We start from the raw sequence: 16,589 nt of genomic DNA on the forward strand, positions 1-16,589 counted from the left end.
GACCCGGTGATAAGATTAGTTATGTGCATGCGCTACAGCACCGTGTGCATCGTGATGATGATCATCGTGGTGGTGTAAACCTGCTTCAAACTCTTCTGCAGGCTGCTGCTCATATTTCTCCATACCTCTCTTGAAGCTTTCACCAGATGTCTTCAGTACGCTCTTGATCTCAGCTACAGCAATAACCGGGAAGTATTTAGCGAACAGGAAGAAGCAGGTAAAGAACAATCCGAAAGTACCCATGTAGAAACCAACTTCCGGCCAGGATGGACGATAGTAGCTCCAGCTGGATGGCAGGTAATCGCGGTACAATGAAGTACAGATGATCACGAAACGCTCGAACCACATACCGATGTTCACAATGATAGACATTACAAAGGTTACGGCTACGTTCCTTCTCATTTTCCTGAACCAGAATACCTGCGGAGTGATCACGTTACAGGTCATCATGATCCAGTAAGACCAACCCAGCGGACCAGCTGCACGGTATTTATAGAATGTAGCGAATTCATAAGGAACACCTGCATACCATGCCATGAACAACTCAGTCAGATATGCACAACCCACAACAGAACCTGTCAGTACAATTACCTTGTTCATGGCTTCCATGTGGCCCATGGTAATGTAGTCCTCAAGTTTTAATATTTTACGTACGATGATCAGCAGGGTCTGTACCATTGCGAATCCGGAGAAGATCGCACCCGCCACGAAGTAAGGAGGGAAGATGGTAGTATGCCAACCAGGAATTACAGAAGTAGCGAAGTCGAAAGATACGATGGTGTGTACTGAGAGTACCAGTGGTGTTGATAAACCTGCCAGTACCAGCGACAGTGCTTCATGACGTTGCCAGTGTTTGGTAGAACCAGTCCAGCCGAAAGAAGCGATACCATATAATAACTTACGCAGTTTGGTTTTAGCCCTGTCACGCACTGTTGCGAAGTCAGGGATCAGACCGGAATACCAGAACAGGAGAGATACGGTAAAGTAAGTAGAGATCGCAAACACGTCCCACAACAGAGGGGAGTTGAAGTTCACCCACAGCGGACCACGGGTGTTAGGATAAGGCAATACGAAGAAGGCCATCCATACACGACCCATGTGGAAGATCGGGAACTGACCGGCGCACATTACCGCAAAGATGGTCATGGCTTCTGCCGCACGGTTTACCCCAGTACGCCATCCCTGACGGAACAGCAGGAGGATGGCGGAGATCAGCGTACCGGCGTGACCGATACCTACCCACCATACGAAGTTGGTGATATCCCAACCCCAACCAATAGTCTTGTTCAGGTTCCACACACCTGTACCGTAATAAACTTCCCAGCTTACGGAGAAGACACCGAAACCCAGCAACAGCAAGGAAATGAAAAAGCCCACATACCACAATTTCCCAGGCTTGGCTTCAATCGGGCTGATGATATCTTCTGTTACCTGGTGGTAATCTTTCACCCCATCAACTAATGGTTCTCTTAGTGTGGATTCGTACTTTAAATGCATAATTCTTTAAGCTTTTCCCCCTACGCCCGCACCTGGATGCAGAATAAGGAGCTTTTATTGTTCTAAACTTAAAACTTTATCTCTCTGTTAATCTTTCTTTCTAGTCAGCTCAACCTCGCTTACGCTTCATGTTTTGCTGCTGCTTCATGATGAGCTTCTTCACCGTGACCTGCTTTTGCCTTAGGCTCAGCAGCTTTGTTTCTGATCTTAGCCAGATAGTTCACGGAAGGCAGTGTGTGGGTTTCTTCCAGCACATAGTACAGCCTGTCTGTCTGCTCTTCATTACGCAGTTTCGCAATGCGGCTTTCTTTATCGTTGATGTTACCGAATACGATAGCATCAGCAGCACATGCTACCTGACAAGCAGTCTTAGCTTCTCCGTCTTTCAACGGACGGCCAGCTTTCTTAGCGGTCAATTTAGCATCCTGTAAACGCTGTACGCAGAAAGAACATTTTTCCATTACACCACGGCTACGAACCACTACATCCGGGTTCAGCACCATACGTGTCAGGTTATCGTTCATACCTGCTACATCATACAGGTTATTTTCGAAGCTGTCCGCACCGTTCCAGTCTCTCCAGTTGAAGCGACGAACTTTATATGGACAGTTGTTTGCGCAATAACGGGTACCGATACAACGGTTATAAGCCATCTGGTTGATACCTTCAGAGCTGTGGTTCGTAGCTGCTACCGGACAAACGTTCTCACAAGGAGCGTTATCACAGTGCTGACACAGCATAGGCTGGAACACTACTTCAGGGTTGTTTTCATCACCGCTGAAATAACGGTCAATACGCAGCCAGTGCATTTCGTGCGCTTTGATCACCTGCTCTTTACCAACTACTGATACGTTGTTTTCAGCCTGACATGCAATAGTACATGCACCACAACCGAAACAGGTGTTCAGGTCGATAGACATACCCCATTTAACACCCTGGTACTGGTGAACATCCGGATACAGCGTACCATCTTTACGGAAGTCACTACCATATTTTTCCAGTTCCTTACGGTCTTCGTTCACCTCTTTAGGGTTCTTGATGAACTCTTCCAGGGTAGTTTCCTTAACGATAGGACGACCTTCGTAACTGTTGTGTGTTTGAGTAACACCTATCTGAGCCACTTCTGAAGTTTTCTCTACAGTTGCTTCAGGAGCGAAATAATCAAAAGTCTGACCGTTATAGCTTACCAGCGGATAGGCATTTTTACCTACGCCTGCAGCAGCTTTACCGGCATTGTTGTTACGTCCGTAACCTACTGCGATAGCAACTACTTCAGGATGGATACCAGGCAGGATCAGCAAGGGCAGAGAAATTTCCTTGCCATTTGCTTTGATCTTCAGTACAGTCCTGTCGTTATTGATTTCGTAGTCGTCACCGAGCTCGGTGTGGAACGTTTTAGCGAGGGTGTTGGAAATAACCGCATAGTTATCCCATGTAGCACGGGTGATTGGATCCGGCATTTCCTGCAGCCATGGGTTGTTGGCTTCTTTACCGTTACCGATAGCTACTTTCTCATACAGTACCAGTTCCAGCTTACCGCCTTTCTTAGCACTATTGATCTTTGCAGCAGCAGCTGCCACATCTCCTGCGAAGGCAGCACCGCCTAAAGCCGGAGCCTGTGCAGGTTCGATAATACCATCCTGCAGTACTTTGTCCCACGCTTCCTGGCTACCCAGTTTAGTGATCCATTCGTTCTTCAGGAAATCTTCCCAGGAAGTAGCGTTTCCACTCCATGCCAGCAGGGTAGATTCGAACGCACGTGTTTTGAACAGTGGTGCGATGGTAGGTTGTATGAAACTGAAATATCCCGTACGGCCTTCTGCATCTCCCCAGCTTTCCAGGTAGTGATGAGCAGGAGCCGCATATTTGAACAGTTCAGAAGTTTCGTCTTTACGATCGTTGAATGTAACGGTCAGTTTAGCCTGCTTAACGCCGGAAATGAATTTCGCAGCGTCATAGTAGTCATAAGCAGGGTTTACACCGTATACGAATAAAGCGCCGATGCTGCCAGCGTTCAGATCGTTTACCAGCTGTGCCATGTCGCTGTCAATACCCTGACGGTAGCTAACAGTGGAAGCCCAGTCGATAGTAGTGCCGTTAGCGCCGATCTGGTTGTTGATGGCATTTACGATGATTTGTACGTTTACATCATTGGAACCGCTTACAACCAGTGCTTTGCCCTGGCTTTCTTTCAGCGCTTTCGCAGCTTTTTCGATACCATCTGCCAGACGTTTGTCAGCGATAGCTGGTTTGCTTACAGCACCGCCTACAGCGCTCAGCAAGGCCAGTGCTACTGCACCGGTCTCTGATGGTTTATGACTATATCTTTCATCAGCATTGGCACCGGTAACGCTCATCATGCTTTCGAAATGGAAATGTTTGCTCATTTCCGGATTCTTCGCATTGATCTTACGGTTAGTACCATACTGTTTTGAATATTCTACGGGATTCAGCCAGGTACCCAGGAAATCTGCACCAAGACTTACAACAGTCTTTGCATTTTCGAAGTGGTAAACAGGCAGCGCTCTTTTTCCGTAAGAAGCTTCGTTAGCCAGCAGCATACCGGAGTAGGATACTGCATCGTATGTTACATGACGGAAACCAGGATATTTAGCCTGGAAGCCGGCAATTACTTTTTTGGTAGAAGGACTGATGATCGTAGAAGTCAGCAACACGACAGGAGCACTGCCCAGACCTGCCAGCGCAGCAGTTACCTGCTTGTCCAGCTCTGCCCAAGTAGTTTCTGCACCATTGATAGTCGGGTAACGCAGACGTGCTGCATCGTACAGGCTCAGTACAGAACCCTGCACCCTTGCAGAGGATGCGCTGCCGCTGATGGAAGACAGGTCGTTACCATCAACTTTGATAGGACGGCCTTCACGTGTTTTCACCACAACAGGCAGGAACTCTCCGTCTACTGCGTAAGTGGAAGCGTAATAGTTCGGAACACCGGGAGTGATCTCTTCCGGCTTATTTACGTAAGGTATTGCTTTTTTAACAGGCGTTTCGCAACTGGCCGCAATTGTAGCAGCTGCAGTAGTGAACCCCAGGTATTTCAGGAAGTCCCTGCGGGGGGTAGTAGCATTCAACAGGCTTTCACTCTCTTCAAAAGGCAAATCCTCTCTGAATTCGTTATTCACAATCTCCTGATGTTCCTTGGTATTGTGCAACTCCTCCAAGCCTTTCCAATACTTTTTTTGCTCCATGTTATTTATACTAACGAGTTACGGATTATTTTTTAAGACCTATGAAGTTCTGACGTTTGAAGTATGGCATTCCGGCATAACGATTTGACCCTCGCTAACATTCCCCAGCTTCCTTCACCCGATTTGCTTCATTTAGTTTATTAATAGTGACATTTCTGACATTCAGTACCACCTACCATCTCAACGGTTACGCTATCGATCTTGCCTTCTTTCACCTGCTGGTGGAACTGTTCAAAAATGCTGTAGTATTTATTATCTGCGAACTGTACTTTGGTTGTACGGTGACAGTTTACGCACCAACCCATTGACAGCTCTGCAAACTGATGAACTTCATCCATTTCAGTGATCGCACCATGACAGGTCTGACATTGCTGTTTACCAGCTACTACGTGTTGAGAGTGGTTAAAGTAAACGTGGTCAGGCAGGTTGTGGATCTTGGTCCACTCGATTGGTTTACCAGGTTTGGTATATTTCTGGGAAGCTTTATCCCATCCTACGTGGTCGTATAATTTCTGGATCTCTGCTGTACCATTCACTTTCTTACCCTCTGCGGTGAACAGCTCAGGACCACCATACTCGCTGATCGTCTTGTGACAGTTCATACAGATATTTTCAGAAGGGATCATGGCATGCTTGCTCTTCTCAGCACCGGCGTGGCAATACAGACAGTTGATCTGATTAATACCGGCGTGTACCTTGTGAGAGTAGAAGATAGGTTGTTCAGGCATGTAGTCTTTCTGACGTCCCAGACCGATCGCACCATTGATAGTGTAGTAACCACCTACCAGGAACAGTACGAGGATCAGTAAAGCGATGTATGCTTTGTTCTTGTAGAAAGGAACTGGTTCAGGAACAGCAACGCCGTCTTTATCGGCAGCCAGTTTGTTCAGGCTACTGTTGATCTGCATCAGGATCAGTGCTACAACCGCCAGGATCAGGGTAATGATACCGAACAGCAGGCTGTTGTTACCGCCCTCTTCGCCGGCACCGCTACCTGCAGCAGGGGCTGCATCTCCTTTCTTGGTATCAGGTCCTTTAGTACTTTCGTCCGCGATATAAGCCAGGATATCATCGATATCTGCATCGCTGAAAGAAGGGAAACCAGGCATTGCCTGCTTGTTAAAGTCATTAAAGAGCTTAACAGCATAAGGATCTCCGGATGCGATCACAGAACCTGAGTTATGAATCCACTGGTGCAATAATTTCTTATCAGACCAACGTTCTTCCACACCCTTCAGTGCGGGACCAGTAACTTGCTTGTGAACATTATGGCAGCTGGCGCAATTCTGCTGAAACAATGTTTTACCCTTGGCAGGATCTGCAGCCTTTACGGACAAGGATGCGATCATTGCAACGCATAGGACAAGAACACTCACAAAATGCTTGCGCATAAGAATGGAAACACGACGATACACAGCCTATTTAGTTTAGATTTGACCTTAAGTTTCTTTAAAAGTGCTCACAAAAATAAGACACAATGTTGACAATTTATCAACAATTATAAAAAATTCTTACTTGCATCACTCATTCCTTTTCCCTATATATGACGCGGTAAAGCAGGTAATGGTCAATGCGTTTTGCATGAAAAAAAACATGATAAATGTCATGATTTAAGATGGCCTGCTTCCGGTTTCATCGTTTTACATATATATAATATGGAGTGTCCTTTTGAATGGTATTATTTTTGTTCCGGCTGTTGCTTTTTACCTCTCTTCAGCCTTGGCAGGTTTCCATTATAAACGACCCGCGGCCCGGAAAGTTCAAACACGTTCATAAATAAGACCAATTAGTTACTTTTGCGCCGTCTCTAATACACAGATATTTTGAAAAATATAGCCATCTTCGCCTCGGGAGCAGGTAGTAACGCACAAAAAATTATTGATCATTTCCGTCATTCGACCATTGCAAGGGTATCCATGATACTTTGTAACAAACCGGAAGCAGGCGTGCTGAAGATAGCCGAAAAAGAAGGTATCCCATCCATACTGATAGAGAAAGAGCTGTTCTTCCGTACGGACCATTATATAAAGGTGTTGCAACAGGCAGATACTGACCTGATCGTACTGGCCGGTTTCCTTTGGAAAGTACCTGCTAACCTGGTACAGGCATTCCCGGACCGTATTATTAATATACATCCCGCACTCCTGCCCAAATACGGCGGAAAAGGTATGTACGGCCACTTTGTACATGAAGCAGTGATCCTGGCCAAAGAAGCAGAAAGCGGCATTACCATCCACTTCGTTAACGAAAAATATGACGACGGGGCAACCATCCTGCAGGAACGTTGTACCATCACCCCGGACGATACCCCTGAAACCCTCGCAGCCAAAATTCATCTGCTTGAACACCAGTGGTATCCGGTAATTGTGGAACGATTATTGACCTCTTAATCACAGCTTTCAGCTCAGCTGTAGGCCTGCCCTTATGATCCTACAACTCCTGACGAAAGCTGTCGTCAAATGCAGACAACTATATGAAAAAACCACTGCTTGTTATTTGCCTGTTATACTTTAGTGCCATCACTGGTTTTGCACAGGAGAAAAGTCCCTTTCGCCGGTCTACTTATATTAAGGTAAACCCCTCCCGGCTGATCAATGAACTGGAAGTCACCATAGAACAGGAATTATCAGAAAAGATAAGTATCGAACTGGGAATAAGCGGTATCTATACCGACTACCCCGATTATATCCTCGCAAAAAAGATAGATATCGGCCAGAAAAAACCCAATATCAGTACCGAGCAGTTTGTAGACGGCAGAGGCCTGGGCTTCAGCGCCAGTTTGCGCTGGTACCTCGTTTCCAGCCGCGACGACCTTTTCCGTGCACAAGGCACTTATTTCCAGCCGGTGCTGTTATATAAGAAAGTTTTCTACCCTAACGATAAGGTGACCATTAATAATGGCACCTACGAGAATACAGGTGATAAAGACGTATATGCCCTTCAATTCCTCCTCGGGCGCCAGATCAGGAAAGACAGGTTCATCGTAGACCCTTATGTCGGCATCGGCGTCCGGATGAAAGTATACGACTACAATAACTTCAATAACAATAACGGAATGGTTGGCACCAACGACGGAAGGCTCATCAGCGTACTCCCCAGCCTCCATTTAGGGATCAAAATCGGCCTCAAGATGTAAAAAAACAAGTGCCGCACCTAAAGCGGTACAGCACATTGTTTACCCTAATCTATGTATGCGTAAAACCTTGTCAGTGGAATACTCTGAATAAAAGAGGTATTGTTAAAACAAAGTTAGTGTTTTTATGCAACATAGTTGCATAAGTATATTTAGCTAATTGTGTGCTACCTTTGTAGCGTAAAACGACTGGCATTATGTCTAAAAAGAATGTTTTCTATATTATATTCTTCGCACTGCTTTCCATTGCGTTCCTCGGATATTCAGGATATGTGCTCAAAGGCGAGAGAGGTAGCTTCTTCGCAGAAGATAAATTACCCATATTAGGTACCAATGGTCATATAGTTGGTGGATTCTCATTTACCAACCAGGAAGGGAAGACCATTACCAGCAAGGACGTAGAAGGAAAGATATATGTCGCGGAATACTTTTTCACCACCTGTACCGGCATCTGTCCGAAGATGAATGCCAACATGACAAAAGTATATGCTACCTATAAAGACGAGCCCCGCTTCCGCATACTGTCCCACACCGTAGACCCCGAAACGGACAGCGTTCCTGTACTGAAGCAATATGCAGAAGAGCATGGCGCTGATCCTAAAAACTGGTGGTTCCTGACCGGCAGCAAAAAGGAATTGTATAAATTAGCAAGAGCCGGCTATATGGTAGATGATGGCACCTACACCGGTGATGAAGATTTTGTGCATACACAATGGTTTGCCCTGGTAGATGGAGAAGGACGCGTAAGAGGACTGTATGAAGGGACTAAAAAGCCAGATGTGGACAAGATGATCACTGACATATCCAGGTTGTTAAAGGAAGAAAAATAACTCATTCTTATTTTATCATGAGCAACAAGAACAAAGCAAGTATCACGGAATTGCTCCGGGCCAGTAAGCTCAGCATAACTGATACCCGTGTGAAGATATTGGAGCTGTTCATGAACAGCAATGGCGCACTTGAACACAGCAGCTTTGAAAAGCTGGCAGGTAAGACCTTTGACCGTGTAACAGTCTATCGCACTTTACAGACGTTTCTAGACAAAGGGATCATTCATAGCATCCCAACCACTGATACTTCGATCCGCTACGCACTCTGCAAATCAGACTGCTCGGAACACGACCATCACGACCATCACGTTCATTTCAAATGCGAGGAATGCGGCAACACCACCTGCCTTGAAGATACGGACGTACCTGAAATCCACCTGCCGAAAGGCTACGCCATACATAATGTGGATGTAGTGGTAAGTGGTGTGTGCAATCATTGCAAATAACATTGACCAGGAATAACAACAAAAAATGCAGCGAAGACTTCGCTGCATTTTTTGTTGTTATTCCTGACATTTATATCAGCTGATCTTGTCGATCTCTTTCTGAACAAATGCGGCCAGTTCTTTCACGTACGCAGGAGAGAAGTCAAAACGGATACCTGCCGCCTTGTACAATTCCGGCAGGGTACGGGTGCTTCCCAGGCTAAGCGCTCTGACATAATTGTCAAGCGCCTGCTGCTTATTCTCTTTATACTGTTTCCACATAGCGATTGCCCCCAGCTGAGCAATACCATATTCTATATAATAGAACGGTACTTCAAACAGGTGCAGTTGCCGCTGCCAGCCAATAGATCTGTACGATTCCCATCCGCTCCAGTCAACCACACCGGTGGAGAACTCATCCTGGATCCTGTTCCAGTTGGCAGTACGTTCCTCTACAGTATGCTGCGGGTTTTCATACACCCAATGCTGGAATTTATCAATTGTAGCAATCCAGGGGAAGATCACAATAGCCCGCTCCAACTGTTGCAATTTAGCGCGGCGCAACTCTTCCTCATCTTTGAAAAAGATATTCCAGGAATCCATTGTGAACAGTTCCATGCTCATACTGGCCACTTCCGCTATCTCCATAGGATACTCCTTGAAGGCACTGAGTGACAGGTCATGGCTCAGGAAGGAATGAACCGCATGGCCCCCTTCATGCACCATGGTGGTCAGGTCTTTCATCTGGCCGGCGGCATTCATAAAGATGAAAGGCACCCCGGTTTCTGCCAGCGGACAATTATAGCCACCTGGCGCCTTGCCCTTACGGCTTTCCAGATCAAGGCGGCCCATTTTCTGCATCACCCGCAGGCAATTCCCAAAGAATGGCCCCAGTTCATCAAAACATTGAATTGCCTTATTCACAAGTTCCTCTCCGGTTTTGAAAGGCTCCAGCGGCTTCACACCTGCTGGTTCTGCCTCTGAATCCCAGGGTTTCAGCACGTCCAGGCCGAGTTTCTTACGTTGTTTTTCCTGCAGGCTTTTTACCAGGGGTAATATGTGCTCTCTGATAGCGGCATGGAACTGGAAACAATCGTCTTTGCTGTAGTCGAAGCGACCCAGGTCTTCAAACTTATAATCCCGGTAATTTTCAAATCCGGCATTCTTTGCCACCTGGTCCCTTTTCTGCACCAATGAAGTATAGAGCTGGTCAAAGGTATCCTTGTCTTCCAGGCGGCGGTTGGCCGTTTTAGCAAACACTTCCTCTCTCAGGGCGCGGTCGCTGTTTTCGAGGAAACGGGCAGCCTGTTGTAAGGTGTATTCCTGTCCGTTTACCGTAATGGTCATTTTACCGGCTATAGCGCCATACTGTTGCGACTGTACACTCAGCTCTGCCAGTATGGGCACATTTTCCTCCCGGAACAGCTTTACCTGTTTCCGGACATTACGCAGGTAGGTAGCATACAACTCCTGGTCCAGGTCTTTCACCCACTCACTGGCCAATAATTTTTTATTCAGCGCATCCGCATATGGTTGCAGTTTAGGCTGTATTTCCATGCAGAAATAGGCAAATGCTTCCTCCAGCGACTTATCCGTCGTATCGCAGGTCATGCGTATCTGGCGCCAGCAGGCATCTTCACTGATAACGGCCTCCAGTTCACTGATATCCTTCAGCCACTGTTCCAGGGCTGCCACACTTTCTAACGGCCGTTGCTGCAGCTCTTCAAAATAAGGCTGCAATGCGTCCCACGTTGTTACCGTAAAGTTCTCCGGCAACAGCTTACGTGGCTGTTTCTCAATATTTGCGTCTAAAGTCTTCATTCTACTAAAATAAGAAATTATAAGGCAAAGTACTCAGTCCTCAGGTACGGTAATCCCTGAAAATGAGCACCCCGCCACCGTTGATCCGGCCTACCCTTTTTCTCTTTCGATGTAATCCCTATTATATCCCATAGACAAACCATCTGTTTCCCATATATAACCCATATATAACCCATATCTTTTAAATATGGGTTATATATGGGTTATATATGGGTTATATATGGCTTATATATGGGTTATATATGGGTTATCTCTGGTAACACGCTATGGCAGCAGCTTTGCCATGATTGCATAAAAGGAATACTATATAACTGGGTAGTTATAAACTAAATGTACATGTGTTGAATTGTCAACTGAGGCCTTAAACGGGTGAGGAGGGCGCAAGGGGCGTAACTGGCCTATCCGTATAAAAAAAACGCTGCATGTTTGCACACGCAGCGTCTCGTACTATCGGGTAAGAATATCTACTATTCTTCTGTCTTCTTCTTTTTAGGTGCAGCCTTCTTCTTAGGAGCTTCTTCTCCTTCAGCAGCAGGTGCTTCTTCCTTTTTCGCCTTGGCTTTCTTCGGTGCTTTTTCGGCAGGAGCTTCTTCGGTTGCTACCTCTTCAGCGGCATCCTTAGCGGCGGCTTTTTTAGGCTTAGCAGCTTTTTTAGCTGGCTTTTCTGCTACTTCGGCTTCAGGTGCAGGGCTGGCGTCTGCGGCAAGCGCTGCTCCTTCCTGACCTTCTTCAGCTGCTTCTTCAAACCTCAGCAGATCATTGCTCTTGAGGATGGCATACCATTTTACCATCTTCTTCATATCGCTGACGTAAACCCTTTCCTCGTCAAAAGTAGGGAACACGCTTTTAAAGTAAGACTTGATAGCATTATTGTCAGCTTTGGCGTCAACCGGGGCTGTCTTGGCTTCCTGTTCCTGCATGGCCTTAAATACCTCGGCCAGGTTCACGTTGTCTCCGGTAGTAAATACCTCAATACTTTCCAGCGGAGTAAAATTATGGACACGGGAGCTCACGAATTTAGTGCTCTTGTCTTCCAGAGATCTTACGATAGCGCCATCCTGTTTGCTGGCAATCAATTGAAACAAACCACCCAAACCGGTTACTGCAACTATTTCTCTATACTGCATGTTCAAATTTTTAAGAAGCGCAAATATAAAAAATCGTTTCTATCCGACAAATTGGAATAAGGCTGCTGACCCAATTATTATTAATAATTGCCCTGATCAAGCATTTTTTTTGACATAATCAACTAACCTATCTTTTTCCCAGTACTACAGGCAATTTCCAATGTCTGACCTTTCCTTCGGCATTAAACGCCTCCGCAAAGATGATGTATATTCCTGACACCAGCTCGCGGTTCGATTCTCCCCGGCCATCCCAGGTCATATATCCGGCGGCCGGCAACAAGGTATTCCTTTCCAGGAATCTTACCGGCCTGCCCTCTGCATCAAAAATCGTGACATTTATAATATTACCCGGCCCCGGAAAGTGATATCTGACTATCGCAAGATCTTCCAGGCCATCGTTGTCCGGAGAAAAAACAGCTGGCTGTACCGTCAGGTCTCCCTGCACTTCCGTAACCGGTAGCTGCTGCGAATTACGATAACCAGGGGTGGCGTATTTTACAACAGCCGCGGCGGAATGCCAGTTATACTTATCCTGTGTGCGGGCGTCCGCCCTTAATCGCTCCAGTGATACACCACGGGTATTGCCTGCAGTTGCGATATGCATCTTGTCAGAATAATGCAATTCATCCAATACCTGCCCGTCTTTATTTAAGAGCACAATTGTTCCTTCTCCATTTATCAGTGCAGGCAGGTTTATTTTATAAATAGTTGCCGCCTGCAGGCAATCGTAATATGTGCATAAGGCCTGGGGCGCTGTGGTAAAGGCAGCATAGCCTCCGGATAATAACAACCCCGGCTGTCCACCCAGGGCAACAGGATCATCCAGTTGTCCGTCATCTTTCCTTCTTGCCAGGTACAGGCTCGACAGGTCTACCGCCTTCCTGCTCCGGTTATAGATCTCCACAAATTCAGGCACACCTGGTGCAGGATCATATAAGATTTCATTGATCACAATATCGAAGCTGTCCGGCGTACCAATACGGGCAAAGGCCATATCACCGGTGGTAGTCACTTCCTGACCGGTACAATCCTTTATTCCGGATACAAGCACGGTATATACAGTGTCTTGTAACAAAGGTTTGCCGAGGCGGACAGATATATTATTATATAAGGGAGGATCAGCAATGATACCACTGACATCAAGGGAAGGCGTGAACTGGTAATGTTCCGGCGTTGCCACCTGAAGGCTGTCCATGATACCATTGAACGACAGGTGTATCGTCACAGTATCAGGCGGGAACGCCTTCACTAATGATACAGGTGGGGGCATTGTCCCTGTTCCCGCTACAGTATTGGGCCTGCCGGGTGTTCCTCCTTCCGCCGCTACAGATGGTTTCCAGTTACTGCTGCCGGCGCAGGGCCAGTTGATATCTGTCATTTCCAGGCTCCATCCGCCCCGTTCCTTGACCGGGTTGGCATACCAGCTGCGGTCATAAGCGACAGCATGTACAAGTATCCCCTTGTCATTGCGCAGCGTGATGATGTCACTATCGCCTGGCGCGGGAAAACTGCTGATGCCCAGGATGGGAATACCGGCGGGGAAAAGAGTTGTATTCCCTTTATCACAAAGCACCAACAAACCACCGGCCGGCAGCAGGTATTGCGGCAGGGGCGCCTCACGGCTACTATTCCCGATCCGCCAGCCTTTCAATTGCAGGGCATAGGGGCTATTGTTCCTCAGCTCTACAAACCGGGCAGGCAACAAACCGGCGGAAGGCAAAGCCCTTGGCAGGAATTCATGAATAAGCACGTCATAACCGCGGCTGGTATAATATAGAAAGGCCACTGTAGCCGGCTCCATGACATTCCCCGAAGGGTCGCTTATGCCATCTAACAACAGATAACAGCTATCGCCGTTGGGGAAAACATCCCGGAACTGTACATGCAGACAGGATGGCTGACTGCTATCCTGCCAAATGCTGTCCGGAGTATTGCCGGGAACAGATAAGCGGAAATGTTCCGGCCTGGAAAGGATGGAACTATCCGGCGCTTCACTGAAACACAGTGTAAGGGTCCGGCTGTCGCGCAGCTGGTAAGCGCTTAAGACAGGCGCCGTCGTATCTGATACAACAGGTGTGACCAGTACGTCATCAAAATAATGGCGGCCAAAGAAGGACGCTGTAGACTGGCGCACTGCAAATCCCATGAAATGAGAAGTATTATACATGTGATCCGTTGCTGTGCCCTCGCGGACATAAGCTGTACCATTGGCATTTTCATCTGTCCACAGTTCCCATTGATCATCCGTCCGTGTCACTCTGATCTTCAGCTTTGTGGAGGTATGATTGGTGATACCATCCCGCCCGTCTATCAACAGAACCGGAGATGAGGTACCATCTTTTCTGTACAGGCATACTTCATCTTTTGTGTTGCCAATGCGTACAAAATATCCCCTGATGCCCGTTCCCTGAAGGTTTGCACTGTCTGCTGTGAGAAAGACATCAACATAATTAAGAGAAGAAGTGTTGAAATCCAGCTGCAGCCACCATTCCCATATTGCATTGCGGGCCAGTGAAGAGGGCGTAGCGATATGGAAACTACTGCTTGCTTGTTGCAAATGGCTTTTCAGGCGGCCCTTCTCTATCCGCCAGGCAGTATCAGTTCCTTTCCATGAAATCGCATCATTAATGTTTTGATAATCAAATCGTTCGCTCACTTGTGCGAATGAGAAAGAAGCCTGCAGGAGCAGGCATGCACAAACAATGGAAATACGCATGTCTAAAAAAGTAGGTTGGTTTAGGCAGAAATTTAGTGAATTTCTATGATTCTGACCAAAACATTGAAAACCGCATAGGTTGTGTTAAATTTGCATTTCGAAAAATTTTAAATGTAAAAACAATGAAAGTTGCCGTAGTAGGAGCTACCGGGCTGGTAGGCTCAAAAATGTTACAAGTATTGACCGAGAGAAATTTTCCGGTTACAGAACTGATTCCCGTGGCTTCTGAGAAGTCTGTTGGTAAGGAAGTAACATTTAAGGGCAAGCCTTATAAGGTGGTGAATGCAGATACGGCAATTTCAATGAAGCCGGATGTTGCGCTGTTTTCCGCCGGTGGCAGTACTTCCCTGGAATGGGCCCCAAAATTTGCAGCAGCAGGAATTACTGTCATCGACAACTCTTCTGCATGGAGAATGGACCCTACCAAAAAACTGGTGGTGCCTGAGATCAACGGTAAGACACTGACGCCGGAAGATAAGATCATCGCCAATCCAAACTGCTCTACCATCCAGATGGTACTTGTGCTGAATCCTTTACATGAGAAGTACAAGATCAATCGTGTGGTGGTATCTACTTACCAGTCAGTAACAGGTACCGGTGTAAAAGCGGTAGATCAGCTAATGAACGAGCGTAAAGGTGTGGAAGGAGAAAAAGCTTATGCACATCGTATTGACCTGAATGTGATCCCGCAGATAGATGTATTTCTCGATAACGGTTACACGAAAGAGGAAATGAAGATGGTGAAAGAAACCATCAAGATCATGGGAGATGACAACATCCGTGTAACGGCTACAACTGTACGTATACCTGTAATAGGTGGCCACAGTGAATCAGTGAACGTTGCCTTCGATAAGGAATATGAACTGGCTGATGTACGTGCGATACTGGAAAAGACACCTGGTGTGATTGTAGTAGACGATCCTTCCAAACAACTGTATCCAATGCCGAAAGATGCGCATGAGAAGGATGAAGTGTTTGTAGGCCGTCTCCGTCGCGATGAAACACAGGACAAGACCCTGAATATGTGGATCGTGGCAGATAACCTGCGTAAAGGGGCTGCTACCAATGCGGTTCAGATAGCAGAGTACCTGCACGCGCAAAAATGGATCTGAGTGACAACATCTAAGTAGCGGAATGACTTCAAAAGGATGTTTTCGCGAACGAATAAACGTTTTTCTTTCAATAAAAGAGAGCAAGTGTAGTAACACTTGCTCTTTTAGTATCAATTTGAGGAGAAATAAGTATCACTTTGACAAAAATTACACAGAAGTAGTATTGCTTTCTGCTAGATAAAATCCAATTTTGGTATCAATAATCCTATGCCAACTTACTTATTCCAGAAAAGTCATTTTTTAAGAAAGTAAGAAGCCGAAGAACTAAAATTCACAAATCTGTAAACACCCTTAAGTCCTATGAAAACCAACGCCAATCGCGAGCTGCTACTGATGCACAAATTTACTGAAGAGTGGAGTTCTAATTTTTCTTCACAGGTGTCCCGCATCATGAACATTGTGGATCAACATGATACACTGGACGGCATAATCCCGATTATTGAGGTTGCCAACGTGTATAATCAACGTTTTGCGCATACTAAAACAGATAAAGAAAATCTGTTAAAGAACCGCAAGGCAAGACCATTCGAATTCCTGATCCACAAAAACTAACCCATTGAAACTTATTGAGCTGTAATCATCTGCCGGCTATAAATATGTGTACCGGCGTATGCATATCCGGCAGATGACAGCGTAATTTCCGGGTGCATTGTGACTTACCCATCTGTGATAGCGGACAGTGATTTAATTGATATTATTTTCACCCCGAAGACATTACCTGA

General features: G+C 46.3%; 12 protein-coding genes. 6 read left to right on the forward strand and 6 right to left on the reverse strand.

The window, feature by feature from the left end; all coding sequences use genetic code 11:
- Positions 1 to 15: 15 nt before the first annotated feature.
- The 3 genes from nrfD to MYF79_RS02720 form a co-directional block, all read right to left on the reverse strand.
- Positions 16 to 1,497 (reverse strand): NrfD/PsrC family molybdoenzyme membrane anchor subunit, encoded by a 1,482-nt coding sequence (gene nrfD, locus MYF79_RS02710; protein WP_247812445.1) that lies wholly within the window; start codon positions 1,495 to 1,497, stop codon positions 16 to 18.
- Positions 1,498 to 1,616: 119 nt separating this feature from the next.
- The gene (locus MYF79_RS02715) at positions 1,617 to 4,703 is read right to left on the reverse strand and encodes a TAT-variant-translocated molybdopterin oxidoreductase (protein ID WP_247812446.1); all 3,087 of its coding nucleotides are present in this window, start codon (positions 4,701 to 4,703) and stop codon (positions 1,617 to 1,619) included.
- A 140-nt stretch (positions 4,704 to 4,843) separates the two neighbouring features.
- Positions 4,844 to 6,052 carry a c-type cytochrome gene (locus MYF79_RS02720; RefSeq protein ID WP_247812447.1) on the reverse strand — a complete coding sequence of 403 codons (1,209 nt, stop codon included), beginning with the start codon at positions 6,050 to 6,052 and terminating at the stop codon, positions 4,844 to 4,846.
- Positions 6,053 to 6,526: 474 nt separating this feature from the next.
- Between MYF79_RS02720 and purN the strand changes: the two genes are divergently transcribed.
- The 4 genes from purN (at position 6,527) to MYF79_RS02740 (ending at position 9,112) form a co-directional block, all read left to right on the forward strand.
- Positions 6,527 to 7,093, forward strand: a complete 567-nt coding sequence (gene purN / locus MYF79_RS02725; RefSeq protein ID WP_199654119.1) for a phosphoribosylglycinamide formyltransferase — start codon at positions 6,527 to 6,529, stop codon at positions 7,091 to 7,093.
- 83 nt (positions 7,094 to 7,176) lie between these two features.
- Complete coding sequence (locus tag MYF79_RS02730; protein ID WP_247812448.1) at positions 7,177 to 7,839, forward strand: hypothetical protein; 663 nt, start codon at positions 7,177 to 7,179, stop codon at positions 7,837 to 7,839.
- Positions 7,840 to 8,033: 194 nt separating this feature from the next.
- Positions 8,034 to 8,666, forward strand: a complete 633-nt coding sequence (locus MYF79_RS02735) for an SCO family protein (RefSeq protein ID WP_247812449.1) — start codon at positions 8,034 to 8,036, stop codon at positions 8,664 to 8,666.
- Positions 8,667 to 8,683: 17 nt separating this feature from the next.
- Positions 8,684 to 9,112: a Fur family transcriptional regulator gene (locus MYF79_RS02740; protein WP_247812450.1), complete on the forward strand. Its 429-nt coding sequence runs from the start codon at positions 8,684 to 8,686 to the stop codon at positions 9,110 to 9,112.
- Positions 9,113 to 9,187: 75 nt separating this feature from the next.
- On the opposite strand, the gene MYF79_RS02745 is transcribed toward MYF79_RS02740, so the two are convergent.
- The 3 genes from MYF79_RS02745 to MYF79_RS02755 all read right to left on the reverse strand — a co-directional run bounded on the left by MYF79_RS02745 (position 9,188) and on the right by MYF79_RS02755 (position 14,755).
- The gene (locus tag MYF79_RS02745; RefSeq protein WP_247812451.1) at positions 9,188 to 10,912 is read right to left on the reverse strand and encodes a M3 family oligoendopeptidase; all 1,725 of its coding nucleotides are present in this window, start codon (positions 10,910 to 10,912) and stop codon (positions 9,188 to 9,190) included.
- A 467-nt stretch (positions 10,913 to 11,379) separates the two neighbouring features.
- Complete coding sequence (locus tag MYF79_RS02750; protein WP_247812452.1) at positions 11,380 to 12,039, reverse strand: DUF5606 domain-containing protein; 660 nt, start codon at positions 12,037 to 12,039, stop codon at positions 11,380 to 11,382.
- Positions 12,040 to 12,166: 127 nt separating this feature from the next.
- The gene (locus MYF79_RS02755) at positions 12,167 to 14,755 is read right to left on the reverse strand and encodes a lamin tail domain-containing protein (RefSeq protein ID WP_247812453.1); all 2,589 of its coding nucleotides are present in this window, start codon (positions 14,753 to 14,755) and stop codon (positions 12,167 to 12,169) included.
- A 122-nt stretch (positions 14,756 to 14,877) separates the two neighbouring features.
- Here MYF79_RS02755 and MYF79_RS02760 point away from each other — a divergent pair, with 122 nt between their 5' ends.
- Positions 14,878 to 15,867 carry an aspartate-semialdehyde dehydrogenase gene (locus MYF79_RS02760; protein WP_247812454.1) on the forward strand — a complete coding sequence of 330 codons (990 nt, stop codon included), beginning with the start codon at positions 14,878 to 14,880 and terminating at the stop codon, positions 15,865 to 15,867.
- A gap of 300 nt (positions 15,868 to 16,167) precedes the next feature.
- A complete protein-coding gene (locus MYF79_RS02765; RefSeq protein WP_089829114.1) occupies positions 16,168 to 16,419 on the forward strand; it encodes a hypothetical protein in 252 nt (83 codons plus the stop codon).
- Positions 16,420 to 16,589: the final 170 nt, after the last annotated feature.

Origin of the sequence: Chitinophaga filiformis, assembly GCF_023100805.1 — a bacterium.
Lineage (GTDB): Bacteria > Bacteroidota > Bacteroidia > Chitinophagales > Chitinophagaceae > Chitinophaga > Chitinophaga filiformis_B.

Bases quoted from the DNA above. Each gene is read 5' to 3' on its own strand.
- nrfD (WP_247812445.1), bottom strand. From the start codon at position 1,497: ATGCATTTAAAGTACGAATCCACACTAAGAGAACCATTAGTTGATGGG.
- MYF79_RS02715 (WP_247812446.1), bottom strand. From the start codon at position 4,703: ATGGAGCAAAAAAAGTATTGGAAAGGCTTGGAGGAGTTGCACAATACC.
- MYF79_RS02720 (WP_247812447.1), bottom strand. From the start codon at position 6,052: ATGATCGCATCCTTGTCCGTAAAGGCTGCAGATCCTGCCAAGGGTAAA.
- MYF79_RS02730 (WP_247812448.1), top strand. From the start codon at position 7,177: ATGAAAAAACCACTGCTTGTTATTTGCCTGTTATACTTTAGTGCCATC.
- MYF79_RS02735 (WP_247812449.1), top strand. From the start codon at position 8,034: ATGTCTAAAAAGAATGTTTTCTATATTATATTCTTCGCACTGCTTTCC.
- MYF79_RS02740 (WP_247812450.1), top strand. From the start codon at position 8,684: ATGAGCAACAAGAACAAAGCAAGTATCACGGAATTGCTCCGGGCCAGT.
- MYF79_RS02745 (WP_247812451.1), bottom strand. From the start codon at position 10,912: ATGAAGACTTTAGACGCAAATATTGAGAAACAGCCACGTAAGCTGTTG.
- MYF79_RS02750 (WP_247812452.1), bottom strand. From the start codon at position 12,039: ATGCAGTATAGAGAAATAGTTGCAGTAACCGGTTTGGGTGGTTTGTTT.
- MYF79_RS02755 (WP_247812453.1), bottom strand. From the start codon at position 14,755: ATGCGTATTTCCATTGTTTGTGCATGCCTGCTCCTGCAGGCTTCTTTC.
- MYF79_RS02760 (WP_247812454.1), top strand. From the start codon at position 14,878: ATGAAAGTTGCCGTAGTAGGAGCTACCGGGCTGGTAGGCTCAAAAATG.
- MYF79_RS02765 (WP_089829114.1), top strand. From the start codon at position 16,168: ATGAAAACCAACGCCAATCGCGAGCTGCTACTGATGCACAAATTTACT.